Source organism: Rheinheimera sp. UJ63 (genome assembly GCF_021568285.1).
In the GTDB taxonomy this organism is placed as follows: Bacteria; Pseudomonadota; Gammaproteobacteria; order Enterobacterales; family Alteromonadaceae; genus Alishewanella; species Alishewanella maricola.
Window position 1 is genome coordinate 48,492 of sequence record NZ_JAKGTQ010000007.1, and the last position, 15,647, is coordinate 64,138.

The 15,647-nt window shown below is 47.2% G+C and carries 17 protein-coding genes; 4 read left to right on the forward strand and 13 right to left on the reverse strand.

Annotation, left to right across the window (positions count from 1 at the left end; translation table 11 throughout):
* Positions 1–4: 4 nt before the first annotated feature.
* The 3 genes from L1N97_RS15150 to bioH all read right to left on the reverse strand — a co-directional run bounded on the left by L1N97_RS15150 (position 5) and on the right by bioH (position 2,044).
* Positions 5–922 (reverse strand): putative metalloprotease CJM1_0395 family protein, encoded by a 918-nt coding sequence (locus tag L1N97_RS15150; RefSeq protein WP_229586024.1) that lies wholly within the window; start codon positions 920–922, stop codon positions 5–7.
* A 5-nt stretch (positions 923–927) separates the two neighbouring features.
* Positions 928–1,224 (reverse strand): excinuclease ATPase subunit, encoded by a 297-nt coding sequence (locus L1N97_RS15155; RefSeq protein ID WP_229586025.1) that lies wholly within the window; start codon positions 1,222–1,224, stop codon positions 928–930.
* A 64-nt stretch (positions 1,225–1,288) separates the two neighbouring features.
* Complete coding sequence (bioH, locus tag L1N97_RS15160; protein WP_236130376.1) at positions 1,289–2,044, reverse strand: pimeloyl-ACP methyl ester esterase BioH; 756 nt, start codon at positions 2,042–2,044, stop codon at positions 1,289–1,291.
* Positions 2,045–2,160: 116 nt separating this feature from the next.
* Here bioH and L1N97_RS15165 point away from each other — a divergent pair, with 116 nt between their 5' ends.
* Positions 2,161–2,838, forward strand: coding sequence for a ComF family protein (locus L1N97_RS15165; RefSeq protein WP_236130377.1), 678 nt, complete (start codon positions 2,161–2,163; stop codon positions 2,836–2,838).
* Here the strand turns inward: L1N97_RS15165 and L1N97_RS15170 are convergent.
* Positions 2,793–5,348 (reverse strand): M14 family zinc carboxypeptidase, encoded by a 2,556-nt coding sequence (locus L1N97_RS15170; protein WP_236130378.1) that lies wholly within the window; start codon positions 5,346–5,348, stop codon positions 2,793–2,795. The two genes, L1N97_RS15165 and L1N97_RS15170, sit on opposite strands and share 46 nt — an antisense overlap.
* A 358-nt stretch (positions 5,349–5,706) precedes the next feature.
* Between L1N97_RS15170 and nfuA the strand changes: the two genes are divergently transcribed.
* Both nfuA and L1N97_RS15180 read left to right on the forward strand, forming a co-directional pair.
* Positions 5,707–6,285, forward strand: coding sequence for a Fe-S biogenesis protein NfuA (gene nfuA / locus L1N97_RS15175; RefSeq protein WP_236130379.1), 579 nt, complete (start codon positions 5,707–5,709; stop codon positions 6,283–6,285).
* Between the two features lie 127 nt (positions 6,286–6,412).
* Positions 6,413–7,366, forward strand: coding sequence for a polysaccharide deacetylase family protein (locus L1N97_RS15180; RefSeq protein ID WP_236130380.1), 954 nt, complete (start codon positions 6,413–6,415; stop codon positions 7,364–7,366).
* 11 nt (positions 7,367–7,377) lie between these two features.
* Here L1N97_RS15180 and L1N97_RS15185 read toward each other — a convergent pair whose 3' ends face one another.
* The 5 genes from L1N97_RS15185 to L1N97_RS15205 are packed head-to-tail and all read right to left on the reverse strand — an operon-like array spanning position 7,378 to position 11,135.
* Positions 7,378–8,013, reverse strand: a complete 636-nt coding sequence (locus L1N97_RS15185; RefSeq protein ID WP_229586031.1) for an SCO family protein — start codon at positions 8,011–8,013, stop codon at positions 7,378–7,380.
* Complete coding sequence (gene cyoE, locus L1N97_RS15190) at positions 8,003–8,914, reverse strand: heme o synthase (RefSeq protein ID WP_236130381.1); 912 nt, start codon at positions 8,912–8,914, stop codon at positions 8,003–8,005. Before cyoE ends, L1N97_RS15185 begins: the two co-directional genes overlap by 11 nt.
* A 1-nt stretch (position 8,915) precedes the next feature.
* Positions 8,916–9,908 (reverse strand): COX15/CtaA family protein, encoded by a 993-nt coding sequence (locus L1N97_RS15195; RefSeq protein ID WP_236130382.1) that lies wholly within the window; start codon positions 9,906–9,908, stop codon positions 8,916–8,918.
* Positions 9,905–10,417 (reverse strand): hypothetical protein, encoded by a 513-nt coding sequence (locus tag L1N97_RS15200; RefSeq protein WP_229586034.1) that lies wholly within the window; start codon positions 10,415–10,417, stop codon positions 9,905–9,907. The genes L1N97_RS15195 and L1N97_RS15200 overlap by 4 nt, the downstream gene beginning before the upstream one ends.
* Positions 10,410–11,135, reverse strand: coding sequence for an SURF1 family protein (locus tag L1N97_RS15205; protein WP_236130383.1), 726 nt, complete (start codon positions 11,133–11,135; stop codon positions 10,410–10,412). Before L1N97_RS15205 ends, L1N97_RS15200 begins: the two co-directional genes overlap by 8 nt.
* 21 nt (positions 11,136–11,156) lie before the next feature.
* Here L1N97_RS15205 and L1N97_RS15210 point away from each other — a divergent pair, with 21 nt between their 5' ends.
* Positions 11,157–11,366: a DUF2909 domain-containing protein gene (locus L1N97_RS15210; RefSeq protein ID WP_229586036.1), complete on the forward strand. Its 210-nt coding sequence runs from the start codon at positions 11,157–11,159 to the stop codon at positions 11,364–11,366.
* Positions 11,367–11,372: 6 nt separating this feature from the next.
* Here the strand turns inward: L1N97_RS15210 and L1N97_RS15215 are convergent, their stop codons facing one another.
* Genes L1N97_RS15215 through coxB form a run of 4 tightly spaced genes read right to left on the reverse strand, consistent with a single transcriptional unit; the run spans position 11,373 to position 15,551 of the window.
* Positions 11,373–12,251 (reverse strand): cytochrome c oxidase subunit 3, encoded by an 879-nt coding sequence (locus tag L1N97_RS15215; RefSeq protein ID WP_236130384.1) that lies wholly within the window; start codon positions 12,249–12,251, stop codon positions 11,373–11,375.
* 2 nt (positions 12,252–12,253) lie between these two features.
* Positions 12,254–12,808, reverse strand: coding sequence for a cytochrome c oxidase assembly protein (locus tag L1N97_RS15220; RefSeq protein WP_229586038.1), 555 nt, complete (start codon positions 12,806–12,808; stop codon positions 12,254–12,256).
* 10 nt (positions 12,809–12,818) lie between these two features.
* Complete coding sequence (gene ctaD / locus L1N97_RS15225) at positions 12,819–14,402, reverse strand: cytochrome c oxidase subunit I (RefSeq protein WP_229586039.1); 1,584 nt, start codon at positions 14,400–14,402, stop codon at positions 12,819–12,821.
* 3 nt (positions 14,403–14,405) lie between these two features.
* Positions 14,406–15,551: a cytochrome c oxidase subunit II gene (gene coxB / locus L1N97_RS15230; protein ID WP_236130385.1), complete on the reverse strand. Its 1,146-nt coding sequence runs from the start codon at positions 15,549–15,551 to the stop codon at positions 14,406–14,408.
* Between the last annotated feature and the right edge of the window lie 96 nt (positions 15,552–15,647).

Sequence of the window (15,647 nt, forward strand, 5' to 3'; positions counted from 1 at the left end):
AAACTTAGGCTTGTTGGCGCAGTGGCCGCTGTTGTGGCTCTGTCGCCAGCTGGTAGAAGTTTTGAATCACTTTAGTACGTGTCTGCATCGTGGGGCTAATTTCTAAGCGCTCACGCTGCGGTAATACAATACCGGCAACCGGTGCCGACTCTACTTGCTGAGGGGTGTCTGTTGCCGTCGCAGCATTCAACGAAGCCGTTGTTTCACTATTAGCTGTTGAACTAGCCGCAGCTTCAGTCAGCTTTTCGGCATTTTGTGCAATTAATTCTGCCTGGGCCTGTTGCGCACGCTGACTCGCTGCCGCCGCAATACTGCGATCTGCCCCCGAAGGTTCAGCAGGCGCTAATGCCGCCGCTTTAACCTGCTGCATTTTGCGAATAGTCTCTTGCGGATCACCCGGCACAGGACTGAGATCAATTTGTACTTCACCACCGACAGCATAACGACGACCATCAGGGCCTTGTTGGTAGTCATAACTGGGGCTACCCGCATAACGACCGCCAATGGTGGCATGCGCTTGCTCGTGTGCCCGCACTTCTTGATCGCGCGCTTGTAACTCACGCACTTCATTTTGCTCGGCTTGGGCTTGTTGCTCAGCCTGTTCAGCGGCTTGCCGCTCGGAAGATTTTTGCTCTGAAGCCTGTTGTTCAGAAGATTGCTGATCGGAAGACTGTTGCTGCCGCCCTTCTACCGCTTGTTGGGTTTCGGTTTCTTTACCATTACTGTCGTACAAAGTGACATTGCTGTTCGCATTGCCATTACGGGTGCGATCATCTGAATTTAATGCGCGTTCAGCACTGCCCTTTTCAGTGTCACGAACAGGCTCCACCAACTCTCGACGCTGCATATCACGCCGCGCCTGTTCCGTTGCCGGATTCGCGGTGTTGATACTGACGTTAGGATAGGTGGATGTGATTTGCATAGGGTTTACACTCGAATATCGATGATACTACCGAGCATTTCATCCGCCGTACGCAAAGAACGAACGTTCGCTTGTGCCGCGACTTGTTGCTGCTCCATTTTAACTATGGATTGCGTTGTGTCTTGCACCGGTTCAGGTGTAGTGGCAGCGGTTGCTTCACGATTGTTTTGTGCGGCAACATCTTGCTCTTGAATACGATTTTGCTGAGTTTGCCGATTGATATTGACGGTTTCTTCAGTAATCCCGGCACTCGCGCGCTGCAAACCTTGCATGCCTGCAGCATAAGCAGATTGTATTTGCATAGTGTGACTCCCGTAATGAGATCTATATTGATTAATTATTAACCATAAAGCCAGAAAAAGAAAGCTATTCCTTTGCCAACAACCCATTCTGTAGCCAACTGACAAACTCGTTAGGATGAGAAATAAAGGGCGCATGCGAGGCTTTGTTTAATACCGTGCAGTGTGCTTTTGGCAAAAGTGCTTGTAGTTCAGGCACTACCGCAACTGGCACCAATGAATCAAGCCGACCAAAGCAACCATACACCGGCTGGCTTAAGGTGCTAAACGTTTGCCTTAAATCTTGCTCTGTTAATAAACGTAAAGCCCCGTGTACGGCCTCATCTGCAGGCAAAGGTGCGGCGGCAATCGCCTGTTTAAGCTGTTGAATATCAGCGCGGGCATGTTCTGATCCCATCGCCTGGATCGCCAGAAAACGCTGAATAGTCAGCGCAATATTCTGGGTCAGTGCTTGAGCAAATTGCTCGAGTACTGCCGCTTGCATACCAGGCCAGTTGGCGTTCGCCAGAAAACACGGTGAGGCGGCAACTAACCCTAATCGCGCAACCTTATTGGGATAACGTGCGGCAATGGCAATAGCCAATAGCCCCCCCAACGACCAACCGCATAGGTAACTTTGTGCAGGGATCATCGCCGCCAGTTGCGTTACAACGTCGTCAAAAGCATAGCCACTTGGAAAACGCTGATTCATGCCAAAACCCGGTAAATCTGGCGTCACGACCTGATAATCTTCTGCTAGGGCGGCTTTAACTTGCTGCCAGACACCGCTGTTCAATCCCCAACCGTGCAATAGCACCAAGGTTGGCTTAGCATTTTTACTCATTTCTGCCATGCTTATCCCATTTACACTGACTACTGATGACTATGCGGCTACTCGATACACTGCGTTGGCTATGGCAAAAACTTCTGCCGTCTCCCTGTTTGTGGTGCACCCTGCCAGTGCTCAACCATCAGCAATTGCTTTGCCCTGATTGCCAAGCTGCTTTACCGCAATTACCTTTTGCCCTCTGCCATTATAACCTGCTCTGGCTTCCGGCAGTCAGCAATGGTTTAACAGATTGCCAATTTGATCGCTTACTCAGTTTAGCTTGGTATCAATTACCTTATCAGCATTGGATCCGCCGTTGGAAATTTCATGCCGATGCGTATTCGGCTGCATTATTACAGCAGCAGTTTGTGCAACTACTGAAACACTATCAAGCTGCAGGCCAACCCTTGCCCGATGCGATTGTGTATGTGCCAATGACGCGTAAAAAAGAGCGGAAACGTGGCTTTAATCAAGCCAAAATACTGGCTGAGCTTGCCGCCAGCAACTTGCAGTTGCCATTGTTGGATATTTTACAACGCAGCAAAGACGGCGCACATCAAGTGGGGTTAAATCGACAACAGCGCCAGCAGAATTTAAAAGGAGTATTTCAAATAACCTGTGCCGGCAAATTGCCGGCACATGTAGTGTTAATTGATGATGTTGTGACAACCGGCGCAACTGCCAATCAGCTGACGCGCCTGCTAAAACAGCATGGTGCTAGCCAGGTTAGCGTTTGGACGCTGGCGGTAACCCCCGCGTTTAACTACTCGTCATCCTCTTCATCTTCCGCGTTAGCGCTAAAACCATGACCTAAGTACAATGCGTTGACGAGTAAACGGCTTGAACCTTGGAAATAGCCACGGAACACCGGGTTATCCGTCATACCAATCACCCGACCACGACCTAAGTTATGCGCAACGAGAGCCGCACCTTCGGCTATGCGGGGTACGTATTCTGCTGCGGTGTAGCCGGCTAAATGGGGTTCAGCACTGTACTTAGCAACATTAACAAAGGGTGCTTTGCTTGGCTGTAACAACACATTAGAGTTTTTAAACAGCGGCATATCTTTACGATTGAGACCGAAGGTTAACGGATGTGATAAATCCAATTCAGCATTAAAAATAGCCCCGGCAATGCGACGTTTGCCGGCTAGAGCCTCTTTATCGGCATAGGTTAATTCATTAGCAGGGATCAGCTCGGCCATATCATCTGCAGACCACACCGCAGCTTGGAGCAGTTTGGCTTGCGCTAGCATAGTGGCGCCACCTTTATGCCCCCACAAGATACCGCCTTGCATGGTCCATTGCCGTAAACGATTAATGTCTGCCTCAGACCAGCTACGATAGTTACCATCTGGCACAATAATATGGGTATAGCGGCTTAAATTAACTCGTGATAAGCGATCAGGCTCAATCATACTGGGTGAAACACCCGCTAAACGTTCGAGGTTAAACCACACTTCACCGGCTTCTGTGGAATTGACACCGGGCCCCGCCACCACTAACACTTGCGGTAAAGTAACGGGCGTAAAATTACTACTACCCAGATCACTACCACGACTGTTTAGCCCTGTGGTTAAGGTATGAATGGGTAAATTAAAGCGCTCTTGTATTTTTTGTAAGCGGAAAAACCAATCTGCATGTGGCTGTAAACCCGCAGGGATAACCATGGCACCCGCTTTAAAACCGCGATTACCCTTGGTGGTAGTCCCCGTAAAATCACCCAGCGCTGCACGCACCACTAAACCTTCAGCCAGCATCGCATGCAACATTACTGGGGCTTGCTGATCCTGCCAATTTAATACGTAGGCATAACCTTCTGCTTCTGGCGTTTGTTGCGGCGCCCGAGGCTGCCATTGCCAAGGTTGATCAGCTAAGGCACGGCCAGGCTCGCGGTTGACCTGAACAAAATCAATGTTATAAGCATAAGGCAGGGTCCAAGCCGACACATCATAAAACGTATTGTCATTAAAGGACTTATCGGTACTAAAAGCCGCTTTTAATAACCGATACTGCGCCTGTTGTAATGGCACATAATAACTTTGACCGGCTTTAAACTGTTGTTGCTCATATTGCCAATCTTGCTCTAACGGATATACCGTGATCTGATGCTGTGCTAATAAACGCAATAAATCCGTTAAGCGACTTTGATCTTGCGATTCCGTTAAGATATAGCCTTTAGCGCGATCACTGCGTGCTTGCTGCGCGGCAGACTCGAAAAACGCTTGTTGATAGGTTAATAGCTGTTGGCGATTGGTTACGGCACCACGAATGGTTGATAACGAGGCATCAAACTGGTTTTTAATCGCATCAGCAAAAGCTAAGACACCATTAATCGACTCTTGGGCATGGCCACGGCTACTGGCTTGTTCAAATAAGATGCCGACACTGCCATTGATATCCGGATAGGTTGAGCCTTTACCGATATAAAAATCATCGAAGCTTTCTTGCGTGTAATACAGTGCGCCTCGTTGATTAAAGGCTTGCGCATGAAAACCCGCCATCATTTTAGTCAGCTCAAAGTTGCGCTCAGGTGTTAATGGGTAATTACGTGACGGAATGCCAGGCTGGAAGAAAAACGTGCTGTTGGTACCCATTTCATGATAATCGCCAACGATATTCGGCTGCCATTTGTGAAATTGTACTAAACGCGCCTGACTTTCCGGATGTTGCAGTAATAACCAATCCCGATTTAAATCAAACCAATAATGATTCGGTCGGCCGTTCGGCCAAGGTTCAATATGCTCACGATGTTGTGGATCTGTCACCGCAACTTTGCCTCGATGCATATTCACCCAACTTGCAAAGCGGTCATTACCATCAGGGTTTAAACTGGGCTGAATTAAAATGATTGCCTGCTTTAACCACTGCTGTACTTCTGGATTAGTGCTCGCCGTTAAATAATGCGCTAAAACCAAGGCTGCGTTGGCGCCACTCGCTTCATTACCATGGATACTATAACCCAACCAAATGACCACTGGGCTATCTGCAGTTATGCGAGCATTACCTTGCACCTGAGCTACATGCTGCAAGCGGATTTGTTCTAAATTAGCTAAATTTTCAGGAGAAGAAACAACCAATTGTAGCAACGGCCGCTGCTCATGAGTTTTCCCGATAACTTCCAGTTGTGCTCTATCCGATTGAGCTGCGACCACTTCAAAATAACGTTGAATTTGATCATGCCGCACATGCCAGTCACCCACTTTGAAACCCAACACCGCTTCAGGTGCGGACACGTCGTTAATGACTTTTTCATTAAAGTAGTTGGCCTGAACCTGCCAAACTGCAAAAAACAAAATAATTGTAGCCAGTTTTTTCATTATATTCCCTCTAGAGTATTAGGGCTTGTTGACGTTTGCTGGTTGTTTTTGCAGCTGAGTGGCTGGTATTTATACAAGGCAGAGCTTGTGCCGTGTAGTTATTCTACATAAACAAGCGACCCGTTTTTATGGAGCAAACGGGAACAGCTCTGCTGGCCGCAGGCGAAATATAGGATATATTTCGTATAACGTAGTAGAAATGCCAGCCACACGCTGCCCGAACAAAACCTAAACAACAAACGTCAACAAGCCCTGGCCAAGTTAGCCAGAAAGCAGCACAAAACTCAAGCAGGGCTAGCATCGCCGCAATAGGAAGAGTATCATAAGGCATAACCTAGTAATTTAGTCAGGTACTACTATGATTGCAATTTCAGAACAGGCTCAAACCCACTTTGCCAAGCTGTTAGAAAAACAACCTGCTGGCACCAACATTCGGGTGTTTGTGGTCAACCCTGGCACGGCTCAGGCGGAATGTGGCGTGTCTTATTGTCCACCCGATGCGGTTGAAGAAACCGATATCACGCTGAACTTTACCGGCTTTGATGCGGTGGTTGATGAAGAAAGTAAACCTTACTTAGTGGACGCAGAAATCGATTTTGTGACCGATCAGATGGGTTCACAGCTGACATTAAAAGCGCCGAATGCCAAAGTACGTAAGGTGAGTGACAACGCCCCTTTAATGGAACGCGTGCAATATGTCATCGATAGTGAAATTAATCCGCAATTAGCCAACCATGGTGGCCGTGTTAGCGTGATGGAATTAACGCCCTCTGGCGTGGCAATCCTGCAATTTGGCGGTGGCTGTAATGGCTGTTCACAAGTCGACTTAACGTTAAAAGAAGGCATTGAAAAAGAGCTATTAGCACGTTTCGATGGCGAACTGTCTGGCGTAAAAGATATTACAGAGCACCAGCGCGGCGAGCACTCCTATTACTAAGTGCGCTAGCAGCATTTTTTTACCAACTATGCTATAACAGCCTCGATATCCTTATTGGGGCTTTTTTATGCGTGCGCTGATACTTCTGTTACTTTCGTTAATACTTTCTCCGGCTCAAGCGGCCGTAATGTTGATTTATCATCATGTTGCTAGCGACACGCCGCGTGTGAGCAGTGTTACCCCGGATGAACTTCGCGCCCATCTCAGTTATTTTCGTGATAACAACTTTCAAGTTATTGGCCTTGATGTGTTAATTCAACAATTAACCTCGGGGCAACCCATTGCCGATAATGCCGTGGTGATTACCTTTGATGATAGTTATGAAAACAATTTCACCACGGCCCACCCTATTTTGCAGGAATTCGGCTACCCCTATACTCTTTTTATCAGCCCAGGCGCGATTGATCAGCGTATCGGGCCGGTGCTAACTTGGCCGCAAGTCAAACAAATGTCAGATGATGGCGTGTTAATCGCTAACCACGCCATGTGGCATGAGCATATGGCAACGCGCAATAAAGATGAAACAGAAGCGGCTTGGTTAGAGCGGATGAAGCAAAGTATTCTGCAAGCAGAGCAGCGCATCAAAGAAGAAACGGGCCAACAACATAAATGGTTAGCCTACCCTTATGGCGAATTTAATAATGCACTAGAAGATTTAGTGCAGCAATTAGGCTTTATCGGTATTGGTCAGCAATCGGGGGCTATTGGCCCTTTAACAAAATTAACGCGGATCCCGCGTTATCCTGCAGCGGGTCAGTATGCGGATCTCAAAGATCTCAGTCAAAAATTGCGTACTCTGGCCTTTCCTATTACAGATTATGTGATGGCCGATCAGCAAGTCAGTGCTAACCCCCCTACACTGCGCTTATCCCTGCAAATAGAGGATTTTCGTCGGCAACAACTGCGCTGCTATGCAGGCAGTGAAGTGCTTGAGCCGGTCTGGTTAAATGCAACAACATTTGAAGTCACCGCCAGTAAACCTTTAAATCGCGGACGCAGTCGTTATAACTGCACTGCGCCATCGCTCAGTAAAAAAGGTTACTTTTATTGGTATTCGCAACCTTGGTTAAACGCAGGCTAAGGTCAATAACGTTATTTAAGTAGCGCTAACACCAACGGGAAATCGGCAAGTAGCTGTTCGGGATCAATCACCGGCGGCTGCCCAACCACCATCTCGGGTTTAAACATGGCCACCACTTGTCCTAGTGGATTCAACAGCACCACCGAAGCACTATGATCAACCAGATAATTGCCTTCGGCATTACTGCTCATGGCGTACATCAAACCAATATTGCGAACAAACGGAAACAGCTGATCGTGCCCTGCCGTAACACCTAACAGTGCCGGTTGCTGAAAATAATTGACGTACTCGTTAATTTGCTTTGGCGTATCACGCTGCGGATCAACCGAAATAAACCAGATCTTCAATGGCTCTTTGAGCATTTTCGCTAATTCAGGCTGCACACCCGCAAGCTTCGCTAAGGTCAGCGGGCAAATGTCTGGGCAAAAGGTGTAGCCAACAAAAGCGAGCGTCCATTGCCCATACAGATCTTGTCGACCAACGGTCTGACCATGTTGATCGGTTAAGCTAAACTCGGCTAAATTTCGCGCCTGTGGATACACTAATGCCTGCTTCGGCGCTGCCGGTTGCTGTAACATTAAAAATGTTAGCACACCGGCGACCAATGCCCCTACGGTCAATAATAAATAACTGATACTACGAAACATAAAGCGCTAATACCTTAAAATAATGATCGACCACTAACACCAAAAATAACAACATTAAATGCACAATGGAAAACTTAAAGGTGGCCATCGCGGTGCTGGCCTCTGCAAAGAATTTCAGTTTCCACGCGTACTGCAAAAACCGTAAATTCAGTAACGTACTGGCCACTAAGTAAATAGCGCCGGTCATGCCGACAATATAAGGTAAGAGACACACAATGCATAGTATTAGGGTATATAACAGAATGGCGCTTTTTGTATATTCAATGCCATGTGTTACGGGCAACATGGGCATATTCACTTTGGCATAATCATCGCGACGGTGGATAGCCAGCGCCCAAAAATGCGGCGGTGTCCAAGCAAAGATGATCATCACTAAGAGCAGAGCATGGCCATGAATATCACCGGTAATAGCAGTCCAACCTAGTAAGGGGGGCATGGCGCCCGCTAAACCACCAATCACGATGTTTTGCGGAGTGGCCCGTTTTAAAAACATGGTATAAACCACTGCATACCCAAACAAACTGAGTAAGGTTAACCATGCTGTCAGCGGGTTTACTGCAAAATACAGCAGAACAAAGCCCGCTAAGGCTAAACTGCAAGCAAAAATCACCGCTTGTTTGCTGCTAACACGACCACGAGCCACTGGCCGACTGTGGGTACGAGCCATTTGTGCATCAATGCGCTGATCAACTACATGGTTTAACGCTGCGGCGGCAGCCGACAATAAACCGATCCCCACCGTCGCTGAAAACAACAAACCAAAAGAAATCCATTGATCTGTCGCCAACACCATGCCGACCCAAGCGGTTAACACCAACAAAGCGACAACCTTAGGTTTAGTAAGCTCTAAATAGTCGCGCCACAGCCGGCTGTGCATCCCTGATAATAATAACGTTGCCATATTACCTCTCCCTGCCTTGTTGCTGATTAATTTGATAGACCGATACCACAACGAACATCAGCAAACTGGCACCAACAAAGTTGTGGGCAACTGCATTTGCTAAAGGTAGGTGTAGCACAATATTGAGCACGCCCAAGGTAAATTGCAGTAATAAGGTCGCGCCAATGGCCAGTGCTAAGCGCTGCATTAGCGAAGATTGGGCAATCTTGAATAAACGCCAAGCATAAAAGGCCACCACACTAAAGGTAATAAGCGCACCAATGCGGTGTAACACATGGATGGTGGCACGTGCATCTTGCGACATCACGCCATATTCGTAATCACCATGACCAAGATGTAAATCGAAGGCCTCAGCAAAGGCTAAACGATTTGACCATCCCGCTTCACACAGGGGTAAATCTAAACAGGCCAAAGCCGCATAATTTGCTGCGGTCCAGCCGCCTAGAGCAATTTGCATTAACACCACAATAGCCGCCAAGATGGCGAGAGGTTTTAGACGAAGCAATTGGGGCTCTCGACTAAGCCAGTGAGGATGCACCTTAAGCCAATATAAAGCCAATAAGCAAAAGATGCCAAAACCAAACAGTAAGTGTGCCATCACTACCAATGGAAATAGGCCCATCGTTACCGTTAGTGCACCGAGCAAGGCCTGAAAACACACTAAGATAATTAACGCCGTGGGAATAATAGTTAAGCGCCGATGTTGCCAAACACTACTGATAAAGAGTGCGGCAATCAGCAGACCTAAAGCACCGGCCAAATAGCGATGCACCATTTCATTCCACGCTTTATGCGTTTCTAAGGGGCGCTCGGGAAAACGCTCAGCGGCCATTAACACTTTTTCTGGATGGGCCGGTACTTTCAAAAAACCATAACAACCTGGCCAATCTGGACAGCCTAAACCGGCGTCCGTTAAACGGGTGTAAGCACCCAAAATGATCACGAGCATGGTCCAGCATAGGGTCAAAGTGACCAATTTTTTATGTAATGTCATACGCTGGTCCTGTCGTAATTCATCAACTTCATTAAATCGCTGCGGATCGATTTAGCCGTAACCGCCATTTGTTCCGCTTGCTCTGGCATCGGATAACGCAATAACACCAAGCCGCGTTGATCAACCAACACAATTTGGTTTTGTAATGCCGCCGTAGCCGCATTGGTTACATTCGACTGCGGAAAGTTGGCATAATCAGCCGGTAATTGCTGGCCAACATACACCGTTTGCACTTGGTTTTGCTTGCGACCTAATCCGGTATACAGTTGCTTTACGGTGTATAAAGCTTGCTGGCAGGACTTTTGATCACACGCCGCGGCAACCACCGCAATACGCCAATGATCTTGGCGAGCACTGGCATCATCGAGTAAATAGATCTCTTGTTCCAACCAAGCCCCCTGACTGCCCGAACCAGGTGAAAACCAACCGAGCTCTAACACCAGCTTAGCCAAGGCCAATGGCAGAGCACAGCAGAGGATAAACAACAGCAGAAATTTGTTTTTATTCATGTTTTTTCTCCAATTGCAAACTAGCTGCAAGCGCAACACCTAATACCGCGATGGCTAAACCCAACCACTGCACGGCATAACCGCGATGTTTTTCGGGCGGTAACACCACGGCTTTATAGTGCGGAATAAAACGAGAGGGCGCTTGCTGATAAATAACGGCCGCATATAACGGTACCGGCAGTTGTTGTTGTAAAGCAGTGATATCGACTTGTTGCATACGCATCGGGTAAGTATTGCCTTCAAGGTTTTGCCCCAGTAGCACGCCGCCTAATTTTGTTCTCACTAGACCCGATACACTGATTTCAGCAGGGATGGTTATTTCAGGTAAGCTTTGGCGACTGCTTGGCGCGGCAACCCAACCTAAATTAACGAGTAACGCGGGTGCCGTTGCTTGAAATTGCACCGGTATTAACACATCGTAACCGACGCGGCCTTCGACAATTTTATTATCTAATAACCACACGTAAGGGGCTAACCAACGGCCAGCATCTTCTACTAACACACCATCGGCCTCGGCACTGTCCAAGTTAAACAGTTGCGATGCAGAGATAGCACCTTGCTGCTGCAATACGGCCAACTGTTGTAATTGCTCGGTTTTTTCTGCGGCACGTTGCCATTGCCAATACGACAACTTGATTAATATTAAAAAAGCGGCCAGAGTAATAAAGCACCACAGCCGATTAACGTTAAATAAGTGACCGAACAACTTAAACTGCATCAGTCAAACTCCGGAGATGAAATGATAATAAAAATAGCCATCGTTCTATTGCTGATCTATATCGTGGTTAATCTGGTAAAAGCCGGTTTTAGCGTTATGCGCCAAACCGAATCCAGCCACAGCTTGTCTTACTATCTTGGTAAAAGGGTGTTGTTCTCAGCGATCGCCCTCGCCTTAATAATTCTCGCGATGGCGACCGGACTGATTGCACCTAATGCCCGCCCTTATTAAAGCCGGTTAAATGATGTAGACAAAGACAAATAAACATAACCAAACCACATCAACAAAATGCCAATACAGGGCACCGGCTTTAAAAGCGAAATGTTTTTCTGGCGTGAAGTGCCCTTTTAACACTCTAAAAAAGATAAAGAGTAGAATGATTGCACCCAGCGTGACATGTAAGCCGTGAAAACCGGTTAACAGAAAGAAAGTGTTACCGTAAAAACCAGAGTCTAAGCGTAAGCCAAGATCACGATAAGCATGAATATACTCATAGCCTTGTAAACACAAAAACACTGCGCCTAAGAGCAGCGTGAGCAACAAAAACAACTTTAATTGGCCACGCTTTTCTTTTTCTAACCCCACATGCGCAAAATGCAATGTGACAGACGAAATCACTAAAAGCACCGTATTAATGGTCGGTAAACCCCATGCTGGCATCGATTGTGTTTCAATACCACCGGGCGTTTTTAGTAATGGCCATGACGGCTGAAAATCGGGCCATAAAATAGCAAAAGTCATCGCATTGTTACTGGCACCACCGAGCCATTCCATCGCAATCACCCGGCCATAAAACAAGGCACCAAAAAAGGCCATAAAGAACATCACTTCAGACACAATGAACCAAATCATACCTTGTCGGAAAGACCGATCCATTTGCGCACTGTATAAACCGGCCATAGATTCATCGATGACATTTCTAAACCAACCTACCAACATAAAAATAAGGATGGCAAAACCGGCAAGCAATAACCAACCGCCAAAACCACTTTGTTGCTTACTGACATCAATCACGTAATGCCCAGCACCAAAGGCAATACAAAACATCGCTACCGCACCGACTATTGGCCAAGGGCTTTGTGCCGGCACATAATATTTTTCATAGGTCTTATTCATTATTATTCCCCACTTTTTGCTGTAGCAGTGTCCGGCTGCCAACTGGCAGTCACGTCATACAGGGTGTAGTTCAATGTAATCGTGCTGAACTGCGCCGGTAGCGCCGGATCGACATAAAACTGCACAGGCATCAGCATATTATTGCCGCCCGCCAGTTGCTGTTGGGTGAAACAAAAGCATTCAATTTTGTGTAAGTAGAGTGCAGCTTGGCCTGGCGAAACCGATGGCACCGCCTGGCCTACAATCATGCGGCTGGTGGGGTTTTCTGCGATATAGTTCATCACGTAAATTTCACCTGGATGCACCGTCAAACGGCGGATCTCGGGTTTAAAAATCCACGGCATGTCTTTGTTTGGTCGCGCCAAAAACTCAATGGTCACTTCGCGGCTAGTGTCGATATTATCCGCCAGCACAGTGGCTGGCGTTGCCGAGGGTTTGCCATTAATACCGGTAATATCACAAAACACGTCATATAAAGGTACTAAGGCAAAACCGAAGCCAAACATCAGTAACACAACCAGTAGTAATTTACTGACCAGCGTACGATGCAGCTGCATAAGCCCTCCGCTACTTAATTACGGGTGGTGTTTCAAAGGTGTGATAAGGCGCAGGTGACGGCACTTCCCACTCTAAACCTTCAGCACCTTCCCAAACCTGCGCAGTAGCGGGCACACCGCCGCGCGCGCATTTAACTAACACCCACACAAAGATCAGTTGCGACAGACCAAACAGGAAACCACCGATACTGATAAAAGCATTAAAGTCAGCAAATTGCAGGGCATAGTCGGGAATACGGCGTGGCATACCCGCTAAACCAACGAAGTGCATTGGGAAAAACAGCATGTTTACAGAAATCAAAGAACACCAAAAATGCAACTGGCCAAGACGCTCGTCATACATGTAGCCGGTCCATTTAGGTAACCAGTAATAAGCCGCCGCAATAATCGAAAACACTGCGCCTGTTACTAACACATAGTGAAAGTGTGCCACCACGAAATAGGTATCATGGTACTGGAAGTCAGCTGGCGTTATCGCCAACATCAAACCCGAGAAGCCACCGATGGTAAACAGCACAATAAAGGCCAAGGCAAACATCATCGGCACTTCAAACGTCATGGCTCCTCGCCACATTGTGGCCACCCAGTTAAACACTTTTACCCCGGTAGGTACGGCAATTAACATAGTGCAATACATAAAGAACAAGGTCGCAAACACCGGCATCCCCGTAGTAAACATATGGTGTGCCCAAACCAAGAACGACAAGATAGCGATACTGGCGGTGGCATACACCATAGAGGCATAACCAAACAACGGTTTACGGGCGAAGGTTGGAATAATGGCGGAGATAATGCCAAAGGCTGGCAAAATCATAATGTACACTTCGGGGTGACCAAAGAACCAGAAAATATGCTGAAACAGCACAGGATCACCGCCACCGGCAGCATCAAAGAAGCTGGTACCAAAATATTTATCCGTCAACACCATGGTCACGGCACCTGCTAACACAGGCATAACCATAATCAGTAAGAACGCTGTGATAAACCACGTCCAGACAAACAATGGCATTTTCATCCAAGTCATCCCAGGAGCACGTAAATTCCAAATCGTGACGATCACGTTAATTGCACCCATAATGGAAGAAATACCCATGATATGCACCGAAAACACAAACAGCGCCGTACTGTCACCGCTGTAGGTTGTCGATAACGGGGCATAGAACGTCCAGCCAAAACTGGGACCACCGCCTGGCATAAATAAACTAAGTAAAAGGATCAAGAACGCAAAAGGTAAGATCCAAAAACTCCAGTTATTCATCCGTGGTAACGCCATATCTGGCGCACCAATCATCATTGGGATCATCCAATTAGCTAAACCGGTAAAGGCCGGCATTACCGCGCCAAATACCATGATTAAGCCATGCACTGTGGTCATTTGGTTAAAGAAATGAGGTTCGACAAATTGCATACCCGGCTGGAATAACTCCAAACGAATAACCATTGCCATACTGCCGCCAAGGAAAAACATCACCAAAGCGAAAATAAGGTACATACTGCCGATATCTTTGTGGTTCGTGGTAAACAACCAGCGTTTTATGCCGCTAGGTTTGTGATCATGCGCATGATCATCATGTTCTGTAGTAATTGCTGACATCGGTTATTCTCCCTTGCCTTGCTGGACAGCGAACACATCGGCAGCCTGCACGGTATCACCGGTATTATTATCAAAAGCATTACGGGTATAGGTGATAACCGCTGCTAATTCTTTTAGGCTGAGTTGCTTACCAAACGCCTGCATCGCAGTACCTGGGCGACCATTAACCAACACATCAATATGGCCGTTGCGATCATTAAGGATTAACTCGCTGCCTTTTAACGCAGGGAAAATACCAGGTAACCCCATGCCAGTAGCCTGATGACAGGCAACACACCAGCCTTGATAGATTTTTTCACCGGTACTCATTAACTCTGCCATGCTCATATTCATGGCTAGCAATTCTTGTTCGGCGGCTTTTTCACTGGCGATCCGCGTTTCTTCTTGCTGGATCCACGCTAAATAATCTTCTTCGCTTTTCGCAATCACCACGATTGGCATAAAGCCGTGGTCTTTACCGCATAACTCAGTACATTGCCCACGATAAGTGCCAGGCTCGTCGACCCGAGTCCATGCTTCGTTAATAAAGCCAGGGTTCGCATCTTTTTTAATGGCAAAGGCAGGTACCCACCACGAGTGAATCACATCATCAGAGGTCATCAAGAAGCGAATTTTTTTCCCAACAGGAATCACTAAAGGCCGATCGACCTCTAATAGGTAGTTTTCACCCTTGGCCAGTTTATTGGCCACTTGCTCTCTGGGTGTCGCTAATAATGAAAAGTACTCAACATCGTGTTCAAGGTATTTATAATGCCATTTCCACTGCGAACCAGTGATTTGCACGGTAACATCGGCAGCGGAGGTGTCATCCATCGCCAATAGGGTGGTCGTGGCAGGAAATGCCATCACAACAAGAATCACGACCGGAATGGCCGTCCACAGAATTTCAACCTTGGTACTTTCATGAAATGAAGCCGGCTGCCCCCCTCTTGCCTTGCGGTGAAGGATCATGGATACAAACATAATCCCAAACACCACTGCACCGATAGCACAACAAATCCAGAAAATGGTCATATGCAGTTGATAAACCTGCTGACTGATCTCCGTAGCGCCTTTGGTCATATTCAAAGGCATAGATGTTGATGCGTTTGCCGATGCGGCAAAAAATAGGGTCGGCAGCGACCAAACCAGACAACGCGTGTTTGTCACTGTACTTCTCCTCTGTCATTTGCATTGCAAACTGCAGAAACCAAGAACACAGAACTACACGGCTTTATATCAACCTATCCTGACCGAATCTATGTG